Origin of the sequence: Agrobacterium sp. ES01, from assembly GCF_050320885.1 — a bacterium.
GTDB lineage: Bacteria > Pseudomonadota > Alphaproteobacteria > Rhizobiales > Rhizobiaceae > Allorhizobium.
In genome coordinates, this window is record NZ_JBNQTH010000001.1 from 1,436,359 (window position 1) to 1,455,215 (window position 18,857).

Annotated in this window: 17 protein-coding genes; 15 read left to right on the forward strand and 2 right to left on the reverse strand. The window is 55.7% G+C overall.

Features of this window, described 5'->3' with window-relative positions; translation table 11 throughout:
- The first annotated feature begins 30 nt into the window (after positions 1-30).
- The 8 genes from ACQQ2Q_RS07055 to ACQQ2Q_RS07090 all read left to right on the forward strand — a co-directional run bounded on the left by ACQQ2Q_RS07055 (position 31) and on the right by ACQQ2Q_RS07090 (position 9,668).
- A complete protein-coding gene (locus ACQQ2Q_RS07055; protein WP_428186509.1) occupies positions 31-1,122 on the forward strand; it encodes a glycosyltransferase family 4 protein in 1,092 nt (363 codons plus the stop codon).
- Positions 1,017-2,348 carry a lipopolysaccharide biosynthesis protein gene (locus ACQQ2Q_RS07060; RefSeq protein WP_428186296.1) on the forward strand — a complete coding sequence of 444 codons (1,332 nt, stop codon included), beginning with the start codon at positions 1,017-1,019 and terminating at the stop codon, positions 2,346-2,348. The genes ACQQ2Q_RS07055 and ACQQ2Q_RS07060 overlap by 106 nt, the downstream gene beginning before the upstream one ends.
- Positions 2,345-3,688, forward strand: a complete 1,344-nt coding sequence (locus ACQQ2Q_RS07065) for an O-antigen ligase family protein (protein ID WP_428186297.1) — start codon at positions 2,345-2,347, stop codon at positions 3,686-3,688. Before ACQQ2Q_RS07060 ends, ACQQ2Q_RS07065 begins: the two co-directional genes overlap by 4 nt.
- Positions 3,678-4,643 (forward strand): glycosyltransferase family 2 protein, encoded by a 966-nt coding sequence (locus tag ACQQ2Q_RS07070; protein WP_428186298.1) that lies wholly within the window; start codon positions 3,678-3,680, stop codon positions 4,641-4,643. The genes ACQQ2Q_RS07065 and ACQQ2Q_RS07070 overlap by 11 nt, the downstream gene beginning before the upstream one ends.
- 45 nt (positions 4,644-4,688) lie before the next feature.
- On the forward strand, positions 4,689-5,855 hold the full coding sequence (locus tag ACQQ2Q_RS07075) for an acyltransferase family protein (RefSeq protein WP_428186299.1): 1,167 nt from the start codon (positions 4,689-4,691) through the stop codon (positions 5,853-5,855).
- Between the two features lie 96 nt (positions 5,856-5,951).
- Complete coding sequence (locus tag ACQQ2Q_RS07080) at positions 5,952-7,262, forward strand: polysaccharide biosynthesis/export family protein (protein WP_428186300.1); 1,311 nt, start codon at positions 5,952-5,954, stop codon at positions 7,260-7,262.
- Positions 7,263-7,624: 362 nt separating this feature from the next.
- Positions 7,625-8,746: a hypothetical protein gene (locus ACQQ2Q_RS07085; RefSeq protein ID WP_428186301.1), complete on the forward strand. Its 1,122-nt coding sequence runs from the start codon at positions 7,625-7,627 to the stop codon at positions 8,744-8,746.
- A gap of 688 nt (positions 8,747-9,434) precedes the next feature.
- The gene (locus ACQQ2Q_RS07090) at positions 9,435-9,668 is read left to right on the forward strand and encodes a hypothetical protein (RefSeq protein ID WP_428186302.1); all 234 of its coding nucleotides are present in this window, start codon (positions 9,435-9,437) and stop codon (positions 9,666-9,668) included.
- 62 nt (positions 9,669-9,730) lie between these two features.
- Here the strand turns inward: ACQQ2Q_RS07090 and ACQQ2Q_RS07095 are convergent, their stop codons facing one another.
- Positions 9,731-10,132, reverse strand: a complete 402-nt coding sequence (locus tag ACQQ2Q_RS07095) for a hypothetical protein (protein WP_428186303.1) — start codon at positions 10,130-10,132, stop codon at positions 9,731-9,733.
- A gap of 112 nt (positions 10,133-10,244) precedes the next feature.
- On the opposite strand from ACQQ2Q_RS07095, the gene ACQQ2Q_RS07100 reads away from it, so the two are divergent.
- The 3 genes from ACQQ2Q_RS07100 (at position 10,245) to ACQQ2Q_RS07110 (ending at position 12,513) form a co-directional block, all read left to right on the forward strand.
- Positions 10,245-10,955 (forward strand): SDR family NAD(P)-dependent oxidoreductase, encoded by a 711-nt coding sequence (locus tag ACQQ2Q_RS07100; protein ID WP_428186304.1) that lies wholly within the window; start codon positions 10,245-10,247, stop codon positions 10,953-10,955.
- Positions 10,956-11,015: 60 nt separating this feature from the next.
- Positions 11,016-11,519, forward strand: coding sequence for a DUF3833 family protein (locus ACQQ2Q_RS07105; RefSeq protein ID WP_428186305.1), 504 nt, complete (start codon positions 11,016-11,018; stop codon positions 11,517-11,519).
- A 187-nt stretch (positions 11,520-11,706) separates the two neighbouring features.
- The gene (locus ACQQ2Q_RS07110) at positions 11,707-12,513 is read left to right on the forward strand and encodes a 3-methyl-2-oxobutanoate hydroxymethyltransferase (RefSeq protein WP_428186306.1); all 807 of its coding nucleotides are present in this window, start codon (positions 11,707-11,709) and stop codon (positions 12,511-12,513) included.
- Positions 12,514-12,530: 17 nt separating this feature from the next.
- Here the strand turns inward: ACQQ2Q_RS07110 and ACQQ2Q_RS07115 are convergent, their stop codons facing one another.
- Positions 12,531-13,202, reverse strand: a complete 672-nt coding sequence (locus ACQQ2Q_RS07115; RefSeq protein WP_428186307.1) for a TetR family transcriptional regulator C-terminal domain-containing protein — start codon at positions 13,200-13,202, stop codon at positions 12,531-12,533.
- A gap of 141 nt (positions 13,203-13,343) precedes the next feature.
- Between ACQQ2Q_RS07115 and ACQQ2Q_RS07120 the strand changes: the two genes are divergently transcribed.
- From ACQQ2Q_RS07120 to ACQQ2Q_RS07135, 4 genes are read left to right on the forward strand one after another with little or no spacing between them, the layout of a single operon-like run.
- The gene (locus tag ACQQ2Q_RS07120) at positions 13,344-14,960 is read left to right on the forward strand and encodes a phytoene desaturase family protein (protein ID WP_428186308.1); all 1,617 of its coding nucleotides are present in this window, start codon (positions 13,344-13,346) and stop codon (positions 14,958-14,960) included.
- Positions 14,947-16,509, forward strand: a complete 1,563-nt coding sequence (locus ACQQ2Q_RS07125) for a phytoene desaturase family protein (protein ID WP_428186309.1) — start codon at positions 14,947-14,949, stop codon at positions 16,507-16,509. Before ACQQ2Q_RS07120 ends, ACQQ2Q_RS07125 begins: the two co-directional genes overlap by 14 nt.
- Positions 16,506-17,702: an aminomethyltransferase family protein gene (locus ACQQ2Q_RS07130; RefSeq protein WP_428186310.1), complete on the forward strand. Its 1,197-nt coding sequence runs from the start codon at positions 16,506-16,508 to the stop codon at positions 17,700-17,702. The genes ACQQ2Q_RS07125 and ACQQ2Q_RS07130 overlap by 4 nt, the downstream gene beginning before the upstream one ends.
- 9 nt (positions 17,703-17,711) lie before the next feature.
- A complete protein-coding gene (locus ACQQ2Q_RS07135; RefSeq protein WP_428186311.1) occupies positions 17,712-18,851 on the forward strand; it encodes an aromatic ring-hydroxylating oxygenase subunit alpha in 1,140 nt (379 codons plus the stop codon).
- The last annotated feature ends 6 nt before the right edge of the window (positions 18,852-18,857 follow it).

Below are 18,857 nucleotides of genomic sequence, written 5' to 3' on the forward strand. Positions count from 1 at the left end.
TCACCAAAGGGGGCAGTCATGAAAATCGCAATGATCGGATCAAGAGGGATTGGTACATCATACGGCGGCATCGAGCGGGTGCTCGATGCCGTCTCGCCCGAACTTGTTGCGCTGGGTCACACGGTGGACGTTTTTGCTTCTGACTGTCCGGCTTCTATCGATCTGCCCGGCCTTAATGTAGTCAGGGTTCCCAGCATTGGCGGCAAACATACTGAAACGATTTCTCGCAGTTCCATTGCGCTAGCCCGGGCAATGGGCCGATACGACGTGATCCACCTGCATGCCATCGGACCGGGAATGCTGTCCGCCGTAACGCGCCTTTTTGCACAACCGACAATTGTCACTGTCCACGGCCTGGACCAAAAGCGCGACAAGTGGGGGCCGGTTGCAAGGTCGTGCCTGTCTATGGCCGAGAACATGATTGCTCGCTATGCCGATGAGGTAACAGTCGTCTCCGAAGAGCTTCGGAGATATTTTCTCGAACGTTACAATTTGCGGACAGTCTTCATTCCGAACGGATTGCCGTCAGTGAAACCTGTTCCTCGTGGCCCGTTTCTCGACAGCCTTGGACTTGAGAACCGACGCTACGTGTTTTTTGCAAGTCGCCTGACTCCAGAAAAGGGCTGTCACGACCTGATTGAGGCCCATGCCCGACTTGAAGATGGAACGGCACTGGTCATCGCCGGCAAGGGCATCCAGTCCGACTATGACGCGTATCTGAGGCAAATTGCTGGCAACAATGTTATGTTTGTCGGTCATCGTAGCGGTGCCGAACTGCAAGAACTCTACAGCAATGCCGCTGCGTTTGTGCTGCCATCTTATCTTGAGGGCATGTCCATGGCGCTTCTGGAAGCCATGGCGTATGGCCTGCCCCTTGTGGTCAGCGATATTCCAGAGAATGTTCGCGTCGTTGGAGGTGGTGCAATCCGTTTTGCACCGCGAGACGTGAATGGCCTCCACAATGCGCTGCAGTTGGCTGTTGAAAGGCGCGTTCAGCCAGCAGCACAGCAGTCCGCGTGGCCGACATGGTCCAAAATCGCCGAATCCTACAGCAATTCGTACCACCGCGTCGTTGGCAAAATACCGATTGTGGTGGGCGAACTTTATGGGGATCGCTTTTGAGCATGAAGACCTCCAATGCTATTCAGGCGATTTTTGAACGCTTCTTCAACGGCGGGCTCCCGGCTTTGCTGATCCTGTTCGCTCGGCTTCTGCAGAATGCCAACGGTTTTATTTTGACTGCCATCGTTGCGTACCGCTACGGCCTCGACGCTGTCGGCACACTGACACTTGCAACGATTCCAATTACGTTGTTTGCCCTGTTTGGCACATTCGGGCTGCATTTCAGGCTTGCCCAGATCAATGTGAACAACGGCGTGCGAAATACGATCGGGCTCGTCTCTGCAGCAGCCTCATTGCCCGTCATTGTGATCATCGCGCTCATGTTCGGCATGGTCTTCGGTCACAACCCGGCAGAACAGCTTCAGCTCTCGGCGATCGCTTTATCGGCACCGTATTTCGCGCAATGCAATGTGATGAACGCACTTCAGGTGCTTCAAGGGAAGGAGGCGCAGAGCATCATTGCGCCGGCCCTCAATAGCCTGGGCCTCGTAGCAGGTGCCTTTTCCAACGATTTCAGTAATTTTTGCCTTGTGGTGCTTGCCTTCAGAATGCTCGGTATAGCGATACCCTATATGCTTCTACCCCATGATTTCAGCGCGTTTGGACAGGCTTTCGGCCACTTGCGTAGCGGCTTGCGCTATCTGTTCTCCGACGCTGTTCTGGTGGCAAGCGATACGATGATCCTTCTTCTCAGCGCCCATATCCTCGGACGAAGCGATCTCGGTGTACTCGGCATTTGTCGTCAGTTATTGACGGCCAGCGATACACCCGGCTGGGCAAATCTGCAGTCCGTTTACCCCAAGATCGTCACGGGAGACGACGCCTATTTCAGAGGGCTCATCAGATCGATGCTGCGGCTGGGTGCACTGCTTGCCATTGTGGTCACTGCTGTTGCGGTTCCGATGGGTATTTACGTGTTCAAGGTTGGCGATCTCTGGTTCTTCGCTGCAATTTTAATGTCATCTGTGCCTGCACGCTATGTTGTCGTTTGTATTGAAACACACCTAAAGGCGAGAGGTGCCGTCAGCTATGCCAATTGGCTGACGGCGGCGAGAGCCATCGTGGGATTTGTAGTCGTTGGCGTTGCGACGGTTTCTGGTGGACTGCTCGGGCACATTGTTGCCCTGGCGTGCTTTTTCATCTCGCTGGCGGTCGTCGAATACGCACTGACTCTCCATAACAAGCAGCCTGGGTCCGTCGCGCTCGGAGCAGGGGAAGCTCTATGACGGTTCAAAACCCGAGACTGAAATTTGGCTTGCCTGAACTCGTTGCTGACCAAAGCCTCTATGCGCTCATGTTGACGTCCACAGTCTTGTTTTGGGCGGCGGGATTGCTGACGCTCGTGCAGGCAGCAGTCATTGTTACTCTGGCATATGCTCGTGCGCCGGTCGGCTTTCTGGCGCGCCTTGTCGCCATAAGCTGGATTTCAATTGGGCTGTTCCAGTTCACGGCCTCTGTTCTTGCTGGGGTCTGGCGTGAGGAGCCTGTCACAGGCGTCGCACAGCTATTCGGCTTTGGCGTTTTCGGCTGGATAATGGGTGGCCTAGCGATTTGGGCGGGCGCCGCGCACGGTCTATCCAGCCGGTTGATCATACGCTCTGTCGCCTTGCTGGGGGCAATCATCATCCCGCTGGCTCTGATCGGTGCGCTGGGCGTGGCGTTGGGATTGCCACATCTTTATTCCGGTTACACCATACCTATGTTGATCGCCCCGCACAGTCCGGCTGCGCTGCTGTATGGGTCCGCAGCGATCTACATCTCCGAAGAGACGCTCGGCGAATTAAAAACACGGCTTGTTCTGTTCTATCCCTACACGACTGCATTGGGTTTGGGCGGCATTGGGATCACCATGATCAGCCTCTTGGAGAAGGATTGGCGTCTCCGGCTAATGGGTATGGCTGGCGGTATAGTGGGTGTCGTTTTCAGTTGGAGTCGGCTCGCGCTCGGTGCGATGCTGTTGTGTGCACTCGGCTGGATCTGGCTCAAGGTATCTCTTCCATTAAGGCTTCTTTTTATAACGCTCGCTCTTGTTGCTCTTTTTTTCATAAGTGTAGCAGACGTCGACTGGATCAACTTTCTGCTCTCGATACAGGATCGGGTCGATGGAGTGCGCGCCGGATCCAGTCTTGCCCGCCACTTAATCTACGAGAAAAGTTTCGAGGGCTTTTTGCAATCACCGATCTTCGGCTACGGCTGGATCGGCCCTTCAGTGCACCCGAAGGAAATATTACCGATAGGAAGCCACTCAACTGTCTATGGCCTGCTTTACACAGGCGGCATAATGGCTTTCGGCGCATTTGTGGTGGCAATCAGCATCACTGTCATCGCCAGCTTTATTCGACTGAACAGTGAAAAAGGTGAGCGAAGAGACGAGGCAATAGTCTTGCTTCTGCTGTCGCTGACCCTGCTGTTCTTTTGCAAGTACGAATCTCTCTTCAGTATTACTCTACCATGCTCTTACATTTTCGCATTCATCGGCGGCGCGCTCGAGCCACACGACCATAGGCCAGACAAGGACATAGCATTCACAAGCTCTTCAATGCCCAGGAGGTATCATGGTTCCTAGTATTCCTTGCCTTAGCATCGTCATACCAGCCTACAATGTCGCGGAATTCATCGTTCCTGCCGTTGAATCTGCACTCGATCAAACTTTCCGGGATATCGAAGTAATTGTTGTCGATGACGGTTCGACAGACGCGACGCCGGCATTGCTCGCAGAACTTGCTGCTCAGCGTAACGACATTCGGCTGAAAATTATACGTCAGATGAATTGCGGTCTTTCTGCCGCGCGAAACACTGGCATTCGCGAGGCACGTGGCCGCTATATCGGTTTTCTGGATGGTGACGACCTGTGGCGCTGCGACAAGGCAGCTGCGCATATCGCGTTGATGGACAGTGACCATGGTATTGGCTTTAGCTATTCGGCCTCCGAATTCATAGAAGAGGATGGCAGCTCGACTCATAGGCTGTTGCGGCCCGATACACTCCATCCATCGTTGCATGAGATGATCTCACGTAATCACGTCGGCAATGGCTCGACCCCGGTGGTGCGCCGCTCATGCTTTGAGGCGGCAGGTAATTTCCGCGAGGAGCTGCGCAGTTGTGAAGACTATGAAATGTGGTGCCGCATCCTGTGGCTAACCAACAGTATAGCTGTCGGTCTCCCGGAGCCGCTCACCTTTTACAGACTGCGAAAATCGAGCCTTTCCTTCGATGTCGATCGGTTCGTAAGTCAGGCCGATATGGCGCTGGATATCATAAGCGCTTCAATGCCCGCAGTGCCCCGACACGTGATCAATCGTGCGCGGGCCGAACATTACAGGATTGCGGCTCGTAAGGCTGTCATCGCAGGCAAAAACGACCGAGCCTGCGCCATGCTCGCCCATGCCTTCAAGCTGCGCCCGCAGATGTTTTTAACCGATCTGAGGGCCCTCGCGGCCTTTGCATCGCTCGCCATACCAGAGAGCGGCTTACGCAAGCTGGAACATCTCATTTTGTCGCTACGGCCCAAGGGAGCTTAGAGCCTTGTGCATATCAACATGTCACCCAATGAGGGAGCCTGCATCATGACCCATGTTCAATCTACGTTCGCCGGCATGCTGGACAGGGCGGGCGGTAGACCATCCGGCTTTGACTATATGCGCATCGGTCTTGCCATTCTGATAACGTTGTATCACTCCATCCGCATAACCTATGGCGAAGATCTCGATCTCTCCCTATGGCAGACAGAATTGCGGGCATTTTTGCGTGTCCTGCTCCCGATGTTCTTTGTGCTCAGCGGCTTCCTCGTCGCCGGTAGTATGGAGCGCTGCCGAACACTGGTCAGCTTTCTAGGACTACGAGCTATTCGCATCTACCCCGCGCTCATTGCTGAGGTGCTTCTGTCCGCCTTCGTTCTCGGGCCCTTCTTCACCGAGTTGCCGCTTGCAAGCTATTTCACCGACCCGCAATTTGTCCGATATGTTGGAAATGTCACTGGCCATATCAGTTACTGGCTTCCAGGCGTTTTCCTGAATGTGCCCGATCCCGGCATCGTAAATGCCCAGTTGTGGACAGTGCCCTACGAACTCTATTGCTATCTTCTGTTATCGTGCCTTACCGTCATTGGATTGAAAGAAAAGCGCTGGGTCGGGCCGATCGCCCTCGTAGCCTTGGTTTGCGCCTATTGGGCATTCCGATTGGTGAAACCTGATGCGGCAGCGGGAGTGTCGAACATATCCGGCTGGATGTTGATGTTCTACTTCCTCGGTGGCGTCTCTGCCTACCAGTTTCGCGACCGTATTCCCGCTCATCCTGCGCTGCTTGTTGCCTCCAGCGTCCTGTCCGTTTTCCTGCTGGATGCCAGCTGGAACGGCGAATACCTGGCGATCCCAGCGGTTGTATATGTGACGATCTATATAGGCCTGATCGACTTCAAAAGAAGCTGGTTTAGTCGGCTGACAGATTTGTCCTATGGACTATACCTCTATCACTGGACCCTTCAGCAGGCATTCGTCGCGCTCTTTCCCGACCTGCAAAATGCTTGGTTAACGGCTGCTGTCGGCCTTCTAAGCGCGCTTGCCGTCGCCTGGTTTTCGTGGAATTTCATAGAGCGCCCGGCATTATCTCTCAGAGCACAAGTGCTCGCGCTCGAGACCGTCTACTATTCAGTCCGCCAACGGCTTCTGGGCATGATCCCAGCTGTCGCGCGACGCAACTCCAATGAACTCTATTCAACGGCAACCAAACCGTAGTGCAACCGACGCCTACAAATACATATCCCAGACGAAATGGATGATCACGGACTGATGTTGAACTTTCATCGATGGAACAATCTATTGGAGTGCCTCATGAGTGAGCAAAGAGCCAAGTTGCCAATTAGAGGCGTCTCGGGTGTCGATCTTTGGCAGAGGTCCTATGGATATCTGGCACTTTTTCTCGGGGTCATGACGCTGGTTATTGCGGGGCATGCGGCGGCGGCCGATTACAAGCTTGGCCCATTGGACAAGCTTGTAATCCGCGTCGTTGATTGGCCATCGGGCGCGACGACGTTTCGAGAATGGCCCGCTTTGAACGGTGAATTTACTGTCGGTATGTCCGGTACGATTTCGCTTCCCTTCGCCGGGGAGGTGCAAGCCCAGGGCCGGACCACGCAATCCGTGGCGACGACGATATCGACGAATATCAAAAACAAGCTTGGTCTGATTGAGGCTCCAGCAACCTCAGTGGAAGTGCTGGAATTTAGACCAATTTTCGTAGCCGGCACGGTACAGTCTCCTGGGCGGTACCCCTTTGACCCTGAAATGACTGTGCTGAAGGCGATCAGCTTGGCCGGCGGAATGCGCCAGTCAACCAGAGGTGATCAACGTTTTGAAAGGGATTTTCTGAACGCGAAAGGCGGTCATGATGTGCTGGCTGCTGAGCGCCAACGACTGCTCGTTCAGGTTGCCCGGCTAGAGACTGAACTTGCAAACGAAGACGCAGCATTCGATTCGAGGATAGACAAGGAAGCCGGTTCACAGCCAGAGTTGCAAGATTTGATAGCCCAGGAAAAGGTGCTCATGCAGTCGCGCAAGGAAAGCCTTTCCCTTCACCGCAGTTCCTTGGAAGAAGCGAAGGTTCTCTATCAAAACGAGGTCGCGTCACTTGCTAAAAAAAAGGACTCGCAGGCACGCGAGATGGAATTGATCAATACAGAACTTGAACGTGCTGGAAAATTGGCTGAACAAGGTTTGCTCGTCAGCTCGCGTGTACTGGGGCTGGAATTAACCGCTTCTGACACGGAAAGCAAACTGCTGGATATCGACACGGCAACTGTACGCGCCAAGCAGGAAATCAGCAAAATAGCCTCCGATCTCATCGATCTCGACAATAATCACAAGACCGAGGTGATCGCGGAACTCCAGCGGAGCAATGCTGCACTGACAGAAAATGAACTGAAGCTGAAAATGTATGCCGGCCTTATGCTGGAAGCGCTGACGAATGCACCAGCAGCCGGGGCCATCGCGGGCTCGACGAGCGATGTCCTCTACGAATACAAGATACTTCGCACGGATGACGGCGTGACAGATGAAATTGCTGCGAGCGAAAACACGCAACTGCGTCCAGGAGATTTGGTGAAGGTTACGCTGAATGGCGTCAAACTGCAGCTGGAGAATTAGGGCGCGACAATGAGATTAAGTAAAGCGGTCGCGTCGCAAGATGGCGGCCGGTTCGAGACGGACCTGTTCGCGGCAGACGCGGACCATTGCTTGCTGCTCGTCCTGATTGGGACATCGCCGGTGGGACGATGACTTCGGTATATCACGCTAAGACCACAAGAGCTGCAACATCAGCCATTTCGACATTGAATTATGTCTTAACGGCCGGAACAGGCTGAGCGTTAGATAAAATGAACAGTATAAACTGGCTTTGGCCGGACAGGAATGCGGGAAGAACGGTTTGGCAGCTTGGCGTGTCCCGTTGTTTTGCCTTGGCGGGCCGTATTTGATATCAATTATCAGAAGATCTGAGTGGGATTGAGATGTATGATTATCGTTTTCTTCACTTTATTAGGAGACGCAAACACACATCTTATGGAAGCCTATTGGCGCTGACAATCAGTCTCGCCCTGCCGCTGTATGGTACGGTGCCCGCCAAAGCCGAAACTCTGTTTTCGGAAAAATCACCCTGGAACGTCGCGATGCCGACAACGGCGAGTTTCGGTTCCACCAATATTGCTTTGGGCCTTCCTGTTGGTTTGGATACATGGGATCCGAACGGGTATTGGGTTGTTCCCTTCCATCAGGCAAAGGAAGGCGATCCTAAAGTCCGCATTCTCTACAATCCGTTGGCTTGGGGCGCGGTGTATTCGGGTGCCTGGCACCGCATCGGGAACGATCCCGCCGTGGAAGCTGATATTCTGGCGTCCTCGTCATCGGTGTTTCCCTATCCTGGAAATGTATTTTCTTCCACATCTGTCGATGAGTGGACGATGCCAGAGTCGTATAATGCGCTGACTGCGCCTTCGTCGGAGGCGGCTATGTATCATGTACCAGCCTCAGGTATGGTGCCAGCGACTGGCGCCGATGGCCATATGGCCGTGCGCCAGCCGAACGGCGGCATTCTTGAGACCTATGCGACTATCGTTTTGTCTGACTTAACGCTGGTGGCACTCTCTTATTCCGTCACCGACGAAGGTAGCTTGGGCGACGGTTGGCAGAGAGGCCAGACGGCTTCTATGTTGCCCAGCTATGCAGGCGCCATCCTCGACAGTGAGATTGAAACTGGCATCAACCATGCCATTGCGATCACTGTGCCGCCCAAGCTCCTGGCACCAAAATTTCAATATCCAGCATATGCATTCGACCGTGATGCTCTTTCCAACGACATACCTTACTCTGGCAAAATGCCGATGGGTGGCCGACTCGGCTTGCCGCCAGACCTTGATATCTTGAAGCTCGGACTGCGGACCAAGGCAGGAATGGAAATCGCAAGAGCAGCGTTTCAGCATGGCTTCTTGATTGTCGACCGAGGCGGAGAAGGAGTAACGCTCAGGGTCAGGCCGACAAAGGAGCCCACCCAGCCAAGACTGCATACTTACGATCCGGAACTATCAGCTGATTTGCAGCAAATCTTCGCACATCTTGTGAGCGTCACTTTTTAGCCTCTGATACACTTGATCCGGCCGTAAGATCAGGCTTTGCGCGAGCCGGAGTACGAGCAAATGCGAATTGTCCACCCGGTCATTCAAAGGAACAAGCCGTCATCCTTGTCCGTTCAGATTCACGAAACCTTTTGCTGGCATAGTGATCTCCGGCTTATGAGGATCGTGATGACATATCGTGCTCGCAGTTTGGTGCTGGCTTTAATTTTGTCGCTGACAATGTGGGCTGCCCTTATACAAGGTGCAGTGGTCTTGTTCTCCGATAGAGCGAGCGCCGATCCTGGTTTTACCGCGAGTATTCAATAGGTCCTCCCAGCCGAACTTCAGCACTGTGGCGTTCTGGTTTTTCCTGTGAAGAGCCGGGACCAATCGTCGGCTTGGAGTATTGCGACCGTTTATCCGTTTCATCGTGAACGTCGTTTGCATATCCAGGGCGTCCCTCAGCACGCCAGTCATGGCATTCAAGCGCAACATCCGCCAGCCCGCATGTCAGGAAACACACGACGGCACCGATTTCGCACAGGATTCGCCACGAGTTTGGAAATTTCCACATAGCAGAGCTATAACGACTATATCGTGGTTGATACCGAACAAAGTAAGGACATCAGCGACCGACTCCGCTATTGGATCTGCGCTTAACGTGACTGGAAGCCGTTGCCCCAGGTATCGGGCTGGACAAGGAGTAGACTTGCAAATTCTGGATCCACAACATCCGTTCTTCAAGCCGGTCTGGCGGCGCGTTCTGACAGTCGTCGTACCAGCGGCCTGGGCGCTGGTGGAATTGTCGAACGGTGCAACAGGTTGGGCCGTACTGTTTTTCGCTGCCGCCGGTTATGCCGCCTATCAATTGTTCGTCGTCTACAAGCCTGACGCCCAGAACGCTGCAAATACAGAAAAACAAGAAGAAGCGGACGGGGACTGACAGGCTACCCTATCCAGCTGGCCATTCACACCGGAGCAGGCTTTGCGCCCTGAATTGCCAGGTCAGAGTGCCTGACCGATCCGCGCCGTACCGGTCTGGCCGTTGTTGCGGATCCATTTGAGCGTGTTCTGGCCTGTCCGGTACAATTCAAAGCACATCGGCTCCCCCTTGTACCAGGTGGTGAACTGCTGACAAAGCCGGTCGCCATCGATCCACCAGCGACCTTTGTCATTTGGCTTCGCAAGCCGCCCGAGACCCAGAGCTTTTCCATCACCATCCACTTGTCCATTGGTGCGATAGTTTAACGGAAACTCCCCTCCAAAAGGCGCTGCAAGGAAAATGCGGCGCCCGACGATATCACCCTTGATATCAGCCGATGTGTACTTCTCATCGGCGAACGCTACCCCTGAAAACTGACTGGCAATCATGGCAACGATGCCGAAGAGAGCAATACGAAACGTCATGATGGAGTCTCCCGAGTGATCCAGATGCGATGCCTTTTGCGTAGTTCTAAAATAGGTAACGCTTGAGCTGCCCATTTGGATTGTGAGGCTGAGCAATTTTTCGGAGGTAAACATGACGAAGAGCATGAGTTCGCTGAACTCTGGCTACATCGCTCTTGTCATTGGTGCGTCGGGGGGCATTGGCTCCGCATTTGCCGCAACATTGGAAAATGACCCTCGTTGTGCAAAGCTAATCCGTCTTTCCCGTCGTGATAACGGATTCGACCTTTGTGATGAAAGCAGCATAGCGCAAGCCGCTGAAAAGCTGGCTGCTGAGGGCATCACTTTCGACCTCATCCTGTGCGCCACGGGGGCACTGACCATCGATGGTATCGGGCCGGAGAAGACAATCCGTTCCATTCGTGGCGAGGCCATGCTGGATCAATTCGTCTTGAATGCCATCGGTCCGGCTTTGGTGCTGCGTTACTTCACCCCGCTATTGGCCAGGGAACGACGATCGGTCACCGGATTTCTTTCCGCCCGCGTGGGTTCGATTGGCGACAACCGTCTGGGGGGCTGGATTTCCTATCGCGCCTCTAAGGCTGCCCTCAACCAGATCGTTCATACGGCTGCCATCGAAATCGCGCGCAGCCTCCCCGATGCAGTCGTTGCATGTCTTCATCCAGGAACTGTCGCGACCAGTCTTTCAGAGCGATATGGCGCCGGCGCAACCCGCCTCAGTCCCGAAGACAGCGCGCGCCGCATGCTGTCCGTGCTGGATCATTTGGCCCCTCAACAGAGCGGTGGCTTCTACGCTTATGACGGCTCGGCCATTGAGTGGTGAAGGGCGATGATCCGAAACACGCGTCGTCACGTATTCCAGATATATTAAGGAGGATCGTCCATGTTTGCCACGTTTCGTCACCTTCTGCTTCTGATCGCAATCGGCCTAATGAGCCCGCAAATCGCCATAGCGAAAGACTTCACGCTGGAAGGATACTTTACCGGCAAGACATCAGCGACAGGTCATTTCAGCGCGATCAATGGGATCAAGCGCGATTTCACGGTCGATCTGACCGGACGCTGGAATGGCAAGATTCTGACTTTGCGCGAAGATTTCCTCTATTCGGACGGCGAGCGCGACCGCAAGACTTGGCGCTTCACCAAGACCGGCCCATCGACCTATTCCGGCACAAGGGAAGACGTCAGCGGAAAGGTAAAAGTGCGCATAGAGGGTAATACGGCCCGCTTTACCTATCTGGTTTTTCTGGATTCTGAAAACCGCAAGAACCAGGTACGCTTCTGGGACAAGATGGTGCTCGGCAAAAACGGTAAAATGCTGAATACAGCGCTCGTTACCAAGTTCGGATTTCCTGTGGCAAAGACGACTGTCAAGTTTCAGAAATGAGACCAGCGCCCAATGCTCTCTGAATGACCGCGCGAGACGTTTGGGTCGATGTGACGCATAATTATAAAGAATTGCCTGTTCCGCATTTACCCGACGGTTATTTTAATCAGCTAATATTCTATTTTCGACTGGAACATAGTCGAAGGATCGATCAGGTGAAATGATGCGGCAGGCAGGAAGAACGAACATGTCCAGAGGCAGACCGACCGTTGCCGAACTCCTGTCCATCAAAGGTCAACGCCAGCTGACGATGCTACGCGTAGCGACGCTTGAAGAGGCGGCTGCAGCGGAAAATGCCTGCGTCGATCTTTTATCGGTACCGCCATCCCTGCTTGGCCAGGATTTTCGAGATGCCGCTCCAAGCTGCTTCGTTATCGCCGGCCTGGAATACGGAGACTACGTTACAGTGGAAGATTACATGCGCGCCTCATTCGCTGCGATGAAGGCGGGCGCGGACGCAGTCTATTGCGCAGCGAGCCTTGGTACGATCTGGCGGTTGCGGGAGGAAGGCATTCCTGTTTGTGGCCACGTCGGTTTGATCCCATCCAAAGCCACATGGACCGGAGGCTTTACAGCCGTTGGAAAAACCGCAGACAGCGCGCGGGAAGTCTGGCGCCAGGTCAAAGCCCTGGAGGATGCCGGCGCCTTTGCAGCAGAGATCGAAGTCGTACCCGAGGATGTGGCCGCAGAGATCAGCCATCGGACATCGCTCTTCATGATCTCCATGGGTGCAGGCTCCGGTTGCCATGCACAATATCTATTCGGCGAGGATGTCCTCGGCACCAATCGCGGCCGTCGCCCCCGACACTCGAAGGCCTATCGCAATTTCGCCGAGGAATATGACCGACTTCAACGCGAGCGCATCGCAGCATTTTCGGAGTTTGTCGCAGACGTCAGGTCGGGCGCATTTCCGGGCAGAGACAATCTCGTGTCCATCGACAAGAGTGAACTCGACAGTTTCGTCAAGGCGCTTGAAGAGGATCCGCGCCGTTAGGTTAAGGGATCTGTCCGTCAGCCCTCCGGCTTCGCTAAGCCATCCTCCGTGAAATGCGCCGGGAAGAATGCCGCCGCACAGGTGAACACCGTCTTCAGACCATCCTGCCTGTCAAAAGGCGTGTTCATGATCATCAGATCGAGCCACACCCCCTCGATCGTCACGCGCAGGATGCGGGCGATACGGCTGGCGTCTCCGGCATAGCCGCCGGTCTCCACCAGACGCGCGCAGATGTCCTCCAGCGCGTGAATATAATCGAGGTCATTGGAGCCGCATTTCTGCTGGTAGATCGGTCGGCTCTGCGCTTCTCCCCAAAAGGCGCACCACGCGGATAACCGCACGGGATTGCAGATCTCCGGCAAAAAATCAGCCCCGATCAAGGCTGACAGCTGGGCCGCAGGGCTCTCGCCTGCGGCAGCCACGGCCCGGCGCCAATTCTGTCGGTATTCCTCTGCAAGATAGAGCAGCGTTTCCGTGAGCAGGCCTTCCTTGGATTGAAAGTGAAAGATGACCAGTCCGTGGGACAGCCCTGCCCGGGCGGCAACATTCGTCAATGTTGTCCGCGAATACCCTTCTGTCGCCAGCGTATCGATCGTCGCTTCGATGAGTTGGAGACGACGTGCCTCGCGTGAGGCCTTTCGCGGGGCGACTGGCGGTTCTTCCATTCGTTCGGCTGACACTTCATCCATTCAGCTGCTCCTGCATTGGCGGCTTCATTAGCACGTGAACCCCATATGCAACAGCCTTTCAACCCGCTTTCTCATTTTGATTGACAATTCAGTCAAAATAATTCGAGATGGGCGCGACAGCTCGCAACAGGTATGGATCTCATGCAGGAATACGACGCGATCATTGCCGGGGGTGGACACAATGGGTTGGTCACAGCCTGCTATCTGGCCCGCTCGGGACTGAAGGTGGTCGTTGTTGAGAAGAACTCTTACGTCGGAGGCGCGGCGGTCTCCCGCGAGCTCTATCCGGGCTTCACCTACTCGAACTGTTCTTATGTCTGCTCGCTGTTTCGCCCGGAGATCATGCGCGACCTCGAGCTTGCGCGTTACGGACTGCAGATCCTGCCCTATGAGGGTGGTGCCGTGCTCAAGAAGGATGGTGGTCATCTTGCCACTTTCCGCGATCACGAGGCAAATCGGCGCGAATTCGCGCGGCATTCCCCCCGCGATGCCGAAGCCTATGACCGCTATTCGCGCGACGTGATGCGGCATTGCCGCTTTATCCGCCCTTTGCTGATGCGCACGCCACCGGATCCATCAAGCTTCAGGCCTCGCGATCTATCCGAACTGGCATTCCTTGGCCGCAAACTGTTCGACCTGTCGGAAAACCAGATCTACGAGATGGTCCGCTTCTGGACGATGAGCATATCCGATTACCTTGACGAATACTTCGAAAGCCCTGTGATCAAGGCCTATCTCGCCGTCTCGGCCATCATCGGTACGGCCCTGGGACCAATGTCGCCCGGTTCGGCCTATGTGCTGCTGCATCACTATATGGGCGATGTCGACGGCAATGTAGGGGCCTGGGGCTATGCGCGCGGCGGCATGGGAGCGATTACTCAGGCCTTGTCTCAGTCGCTTCAGGCATCCGGTGGAGAGATCCGCGCCGGACAGGGCATCGAGCGCATTTTGATCAAGAACGGACGGGCGGTCGGGGTAACCTTGGCAGACGGAAGCGAAATCCGCGCGAAGCGCGTGATCTCGAACATGGACGTCAAGCGCACTTTCCTGAAGTCTGTCGACGAATGGGAACTTCCCGCCAGCTTCGTCAAGCGTGTGAAGGCCTTCAAGATCCGTGGATCTTCCGGCAAGCTGAATATCGCACTGGATGGTGTGCCAAAGTTTACGGCATTGCCGGACGATGCACCGATGATGCGCGGCGACCTTCATTTCACAGATTCCATCGAGCGCATGGAGCGCGCCTATGACGACTGGAAGGCCGGTCGCTGGTCACGCGATCCCTTCCAGGACACAATGATCCCGACCATGATCGATCCGACCATGACGCCACCAGGCAAGCATTTCATGTCCTGCTTCGTGCAATATGCACCGCCAAAGATCGAAGGCAGCGAATGGACCGATGCAGAACGGGATGCCTTCGGCCAAGCGGTCATCAACCAGATTGAAGATTATGCGCCAGGCTTCAAGAACCTCGTGCTCCATGCCGAGATACGCACGCCTCGGGAACTGGAAGCGGAAGTCGGCCTCACCGAGGGCAACATCTTTCAAGGGGAACTGACATTCGACCAGCTTCTTTTCAACCGCCCCGTACCAGGCGCTGCACAATACCGCTCGCCGATCAAGGATCTCTGGCTGTGCGGGTCATCGGCCCATCCCGGCGGAGGTGTCATGGGCGCACCGGGCCGCAATGCGGCGGCGGAGATCCTGCGCGATATCCGCCAACCAACCGACATGAGTGATGCCTATGCCGTCCTTTGATATCATCGTCATCGGCGCCGGGGTCAACGGTCTCGCCGCCGCAGGCCGTCTTGCTAAGGCTGGCAAGAGGGTTGCCCTTATGGAGGCGGGTTCCTCAGTGGGCGGCGCTGCCGTCACGCAAGAATTTGCACCAGGTTTCAAGGTCAGCCGTGTGGCGCATCTGCTCAACATGCTGGATACGCGCATCATCGAAGGCCTTGACCTTGACGACTACGGCCTTCGCTATGCAGCGACAAACCTGTCCACGACAGCACTTTGCAAAACGGGCAATCATCTCTCGATGCTGGGCGCTGCCGGTGAACAGCTCAAGGGCGACATAGCCGATGCGGATGCTGTTGCCTGGAAGGCCTTGCGGTCACAGCTGATGGACTTCGCAGATGTGCTTGCGCCCTTCAAGACCATGACCCCGCCCCGGCTTGCGCTCGGCACAGGTAACGAATTCGTCAAGCTTGCGCGGCTCGGTTTGAAGCTGCGTAGTCTTGGGCGCGATCGCTTCCGCGAATTTCTGCGCATGATCCTGATCAACGTCGCAGATGTGCTCGACGACGAATTGCAAGATGACAGGTTGAAGGGCGCAATCGCCTTCGACACAGTGCTCGGGGCTTGGCTTGGGCCGCGGTCGCCCAATTCTCTGATCCTCTATCTCAATCGTCTTGCCTCGGAGGCGTCCGGCAGCAAAAGTGGACTGGCACTTCCCGCAGGCGGCATGGGTTCCGTGACTGAGTCTATGGCTGAAGCGGTCAGGGCTCTCGGCGTCGAGATTCATCTCAATGCGCCGGTCAAGAGCGTGATTGTTGCAGAGGATCGCATACGCGGCGTGCTGCTGGAAAACGGAGCGCAGATCTCGGCTGATACTGTCATGTCGGCGATCAATCCTCGGACCACTTTTGAAACACTGGTTGGCCCCGCGCATCTCGATACCGGATTGTTACGGCGGTCGCGCGCCATCCGCATGCGCGGTGGAGCCGCAAAACTCCATTTGGCCCTGACGGGAGCACCGGATTTCCGCGGAGCGGATCTGCGTAGCCGCTTGCTGATTGCGCCCTCCATCCGTGCGGTCGAGGACGCCTTCAATGCGGTGAAATATGGAGAAGTGCCGGAGCGACCCGTGACGGAGGTGGTTATTCCTTCGGCCTTCGAGGAGGGCCTCGCGCCAGATGGATGCCATGTCCTTTCGGCCATCGTACAATTTGCGCCCCATGCGCCAAAGGACGGATTGGACGCCGCGCGGGGGAAACTACTGGCTAACACGCTTGCTGTTCTTGAGGAACAATCGCCAGGGATCGGTCAACTGGTTGCCCATGCAGAGCTTTTGATGCCGTCGGATCTAGAGCAGAACTTCGGCCTCTTGGGCGGAAACTGGCACCACGGCGAACTTGCCGTGGAGCGCATGCTGTTCCTGCGCCCCCTGATCGGTGTCTCACAATATGCGACACCTCTGGAGGGGCTTTGGCTTGCTGGTTCGGGTTCACATCCCGGTGGCGGTGTTTCAGGTGCGGCAGGGTGGAATGCAGCCGAACGGTTTCTCGCTTCGGGAGGACTGAAATGAACGACCAACGTGTGCATTATCGCCAACCGCTGCAGACGACACCGTTTCATGAGCGCATCTCTGCTGCCAACCGGCTCAACCAATGGGGTCCGTGGGGCGGGTATACGACGGCACTAGCCCTCGACGACGAGGCCATGGAGCACAGCGCAATCCGCAGCCAGGCGAGCGTCTATGACCTCTGCCCCATGGTGAAATACCGCATCGTCGGGCCCGACGCTATCGTCTATCTCAATCGGCTGACGATACGCAATGTCACAAAACTCTCGGTCGGTGGCGTGCATTATACGGTGTGGTGCGATGACAACGGCAAGGTACTGGACGACGGCACATTGTTCCGGCTCGACGACAGCGAATTCATGTTGTGCTGTCAGGAACGGCATCTGCCATGGCTTCTGGACAGTGCGCTGGGCTTTGATGTGGCGATCCGTGAAGTGACCACGGAGCTTGCCGCTCTTTCCCTGCAGGGGCCTTGCTCCTTTGCCGTGTTGAAGGCCGCAGGGTTTGACGAAGTCGAAACGCTGAAGCCTTTCCGCCTGATGAAGCTTGCATTTGGGGAGCGGGAGATCATGATTTCCCGAACCGGCTTTACCGGCGATCTCGGTTATGAGCTGTGGGTCGATCCGGCCGATGCCCTGACTCTTTGGGACCGTTTGTTTTCGGCCGGTGAACTATATGGCATTCGCGCGATCGGTTCGCATGCGCTGGACATTGCACGCATAGAAGCCGGCTTCATTATCACCAATGTCGATTTCGTGCCGGCGCATCAGGCTTTGCGTGAAGATCGGGCGCGCTCGCCCTTCGAGTTGTCACTCGACTGGATGATCGATTTTGACAAGGGCCACTTCAACGGTCGACGAGCGCTGCTGGCTGAGAAGTCGTCCGAAACATCGGAATGGGCTATGGTGGGGCTCGACATCGAGGGTAATATCGATGCACCGGGTGCCTTGATCTACCACAACAAGAAGACAGAGGTCGGCTACATCACGTCGGCGGTATGGTCGCCCTCAGTGAAGCGCAATATCGCGATTGCGATGCTGCGGCGGCCCTATCATCAACATAGTCGAAATCTGTGGGTCGAGATATACGCCCTGCGGGAGCTGCAATATCATAAGCTGATGATGTCGGCGCAGATTGCCAAGCGGCCTTTCTTCGAGCCACCGCGCAAGCGAGCGACACCACCCGGCCTTTTCTGAGTGATTGCCATGAGTGAGCCGTTGAAACGCCATCCGTCCTCGCCCCTCCTCGACCACTGCCCTGAAGGCCTGCCGGCCTCCGTCTACTACGATCCCGATTGGTATGAGCGCGAACGAGATCGCATCTGGGCGCGCAACTGGTTTTATGCCGGCAGAGTGAACGATCTGGTGCCGGGTTCGCTGCGCAAAGTCGATGTCGCAGGCTTCAACCTGTTGCTGGCTCGCGCTGCCGATGGCGACATCACCTGCTTCCACAACACCTGCCGCCATCGTGGCGCCGAGCTCTGTGCGGGTGAACGCCCGTTGAAGGGTCGGCTCATTACCTGCCCCTACCATGCATGGTCCTATGACCTGAGCGGCCGGCTTGCCAGTACCGCATTTGCGACCCCGGGACCGGAGTTCGAAAAGAGCGCACATGGCCTGTTGCCCGTATCACTCAAGATCTGGAACGGCTGTATCTTCGTCTGTCTTGCAGACGATCCACCGGAATTCAAAACAGATCCTGCGCCGCAGACACTCGATAACTGGCCAATGGATCTACTGGTCACGGGCCACGTGTTCGAGAAGGAACTGGCCTGCAACTGGAAGATCTTTTGGGAGAACTACAATGAATGCCTTCACTGTCCAGGCATTCACCCGGAACTGAGCGATCTGGTGCCGGTCTACCGAAAAGGCCTGATGGGCGCGAACGAGGCTGAAAGCTGGACCCCGGAGGATATAACGGGTGCGACCATGCGCGACGGTTCGCAAAGCTGGACCATGAATGGCATGGCGTGCGGGCCGGAATTCGTTGGCCTCAGCCCCGCAGAGCGCGCCAATGGCTATACGTTCGTCACGCTCTATCCGACCATGTTCGTCGTCGGCCATGTCGATTATGTCCGCATCGTCTCGCTTAATCCGCTTGGGCCGGAGCGGACGATGCTGAAATCAGAGTGGCTGTTCCTGCCTGATACCTTGGGCCATCCCGATTTCGATCTCGCCAATGTCATCGATTTTGCCACGCTGGTGCTCAATCAAGACGGTGAAGCAAGCGAGATGAACCAACGCGGCCTGAAATCTCCGGCCTTCAAGCACGCACGCCTGATGCCGCAGGAATACGAGATCCATAACTTTCAGAAATGGGTCATGCGGCAGATGGATGATGTCTGAGCGTCA

What these genes read in the sequence shown, in the direction of transcription:
- ACQQ2Q_RS07055 (WP_428186509.1), top strand. Translation starts at nt 31, where the DNA reads ATGATCGGATCAAGAGGGATTGGTACATCATACGGCGGCATCGAGCGG.
- ACQQ2Q_RS07065 (WP_428186297.1), top strand. Translation starts at nt 2,345, where the DNA reads ATGACGGTTCAAAACCCGAGACTGAAATTTGGCTTGCCTGAACTCGTT.
- ACQQ2Q_RS07070 (WP_428186298.1), top strand. Translation starts at nt 3,678, where the DNA reads ATGGTTCCTAGTATTCCTTGCCTTAGCATCGTCATACCAGCCTACAAT.
- ACQQ2Q_RS07075 (WP_428186299.1), top strand. Translation starts at nt 4,689, where the DNA reads ATGACCCATGTTCAATCTACGTTCGCCGGCATGCTGGACAGGGCGGGC.
- ACQQ2Q_RS07080 (WP_428186300.1), top strand. Translation starts at nt 5,952, where the DNA reads ATGAGTGAGCAAAGAGCCAAGTTGCCAATTAGAGGCGTCTCGGGTGTC.
- ACQQ2Q_RS07085 (WP_428186301.1), top strand. Translation starts at nt 7,625, where the DNA reads ATGTATGATTATCGTTTTCTTCACTTTATTAGGAGACGCAAACACACA.
- ACQQ2Q_RS07095 (WP_428186303.1), bottom strand. Translation starts at nt 10,132, where the DNA reads ATGACGTTTCGTATTGCTCTCTTCGGCATCGTTGCCATGATTGCCAGT.
- ACQQ2Q_RS07100 (WP_428186304.1), top strand. Translation starts at nt 10,245, where the DNA reads ATGACGAAGAGCATGAGTTCGCTGAACTCTGGCTACATCGCTCTTGTC.
- ACQQ2Q_RS07105 (WP_428186305.1), top strand. Translation starts at nt 11,016, where the DNA reads ATGTTTGCCACGTTTCGTCACCTTCTGCTTCTGATCGCAATCGGCCTA.
- ACQQ2Q_RS07110 (WP_428186306.1), top strand. Translation starts at nt 11,707, where the DNA reads ATGTCCAGAGGCAGACCGACCGTTGCCGAACTCCTGTCCATCAAAGGT.
- ACQQ2Q_RS07115 (WP_428186307.1), bottom strand. Translation starts at nt 13,202, where the DNA reads ATGGATGAAGTGTCAGCCGAACGAATGGAAGAACCGCCAGTCGCCCCG.
- ACQQ2Q_RS07120 (WP_428186308.1), top strand. Translation starts at nt 13,344, where the DNA reads ATGCAGGAATACGACGCGATCATTGCCGGGGGTGGACACAATGGGTTG.
- ACQQ2Q_RS07125 (WP_428186309.1), top strand. Translation starts at nt 14,947, where the DNA reads ATGCCGTCCTTTGATATCATCGTCATCGGCGCCGGGGTCAACGGTCTC.
- ACQQ2Q_RS07130 (WP_428186310.1), top strand. Translation starts at nt 16,506, where the DNA reads ATGAACGACCAACGTGTGCATTATCGCCAACCGCTGCAGACGACACCG.
- ACQQ2Q_RS07135 (WP_428186311.1), top strand. Translation starts at nt 17,712, where the DNA reads ATGAGTGAGCCGTTGAAACGCCATCCGTCCTCGCCCCTCCTCGACCAC.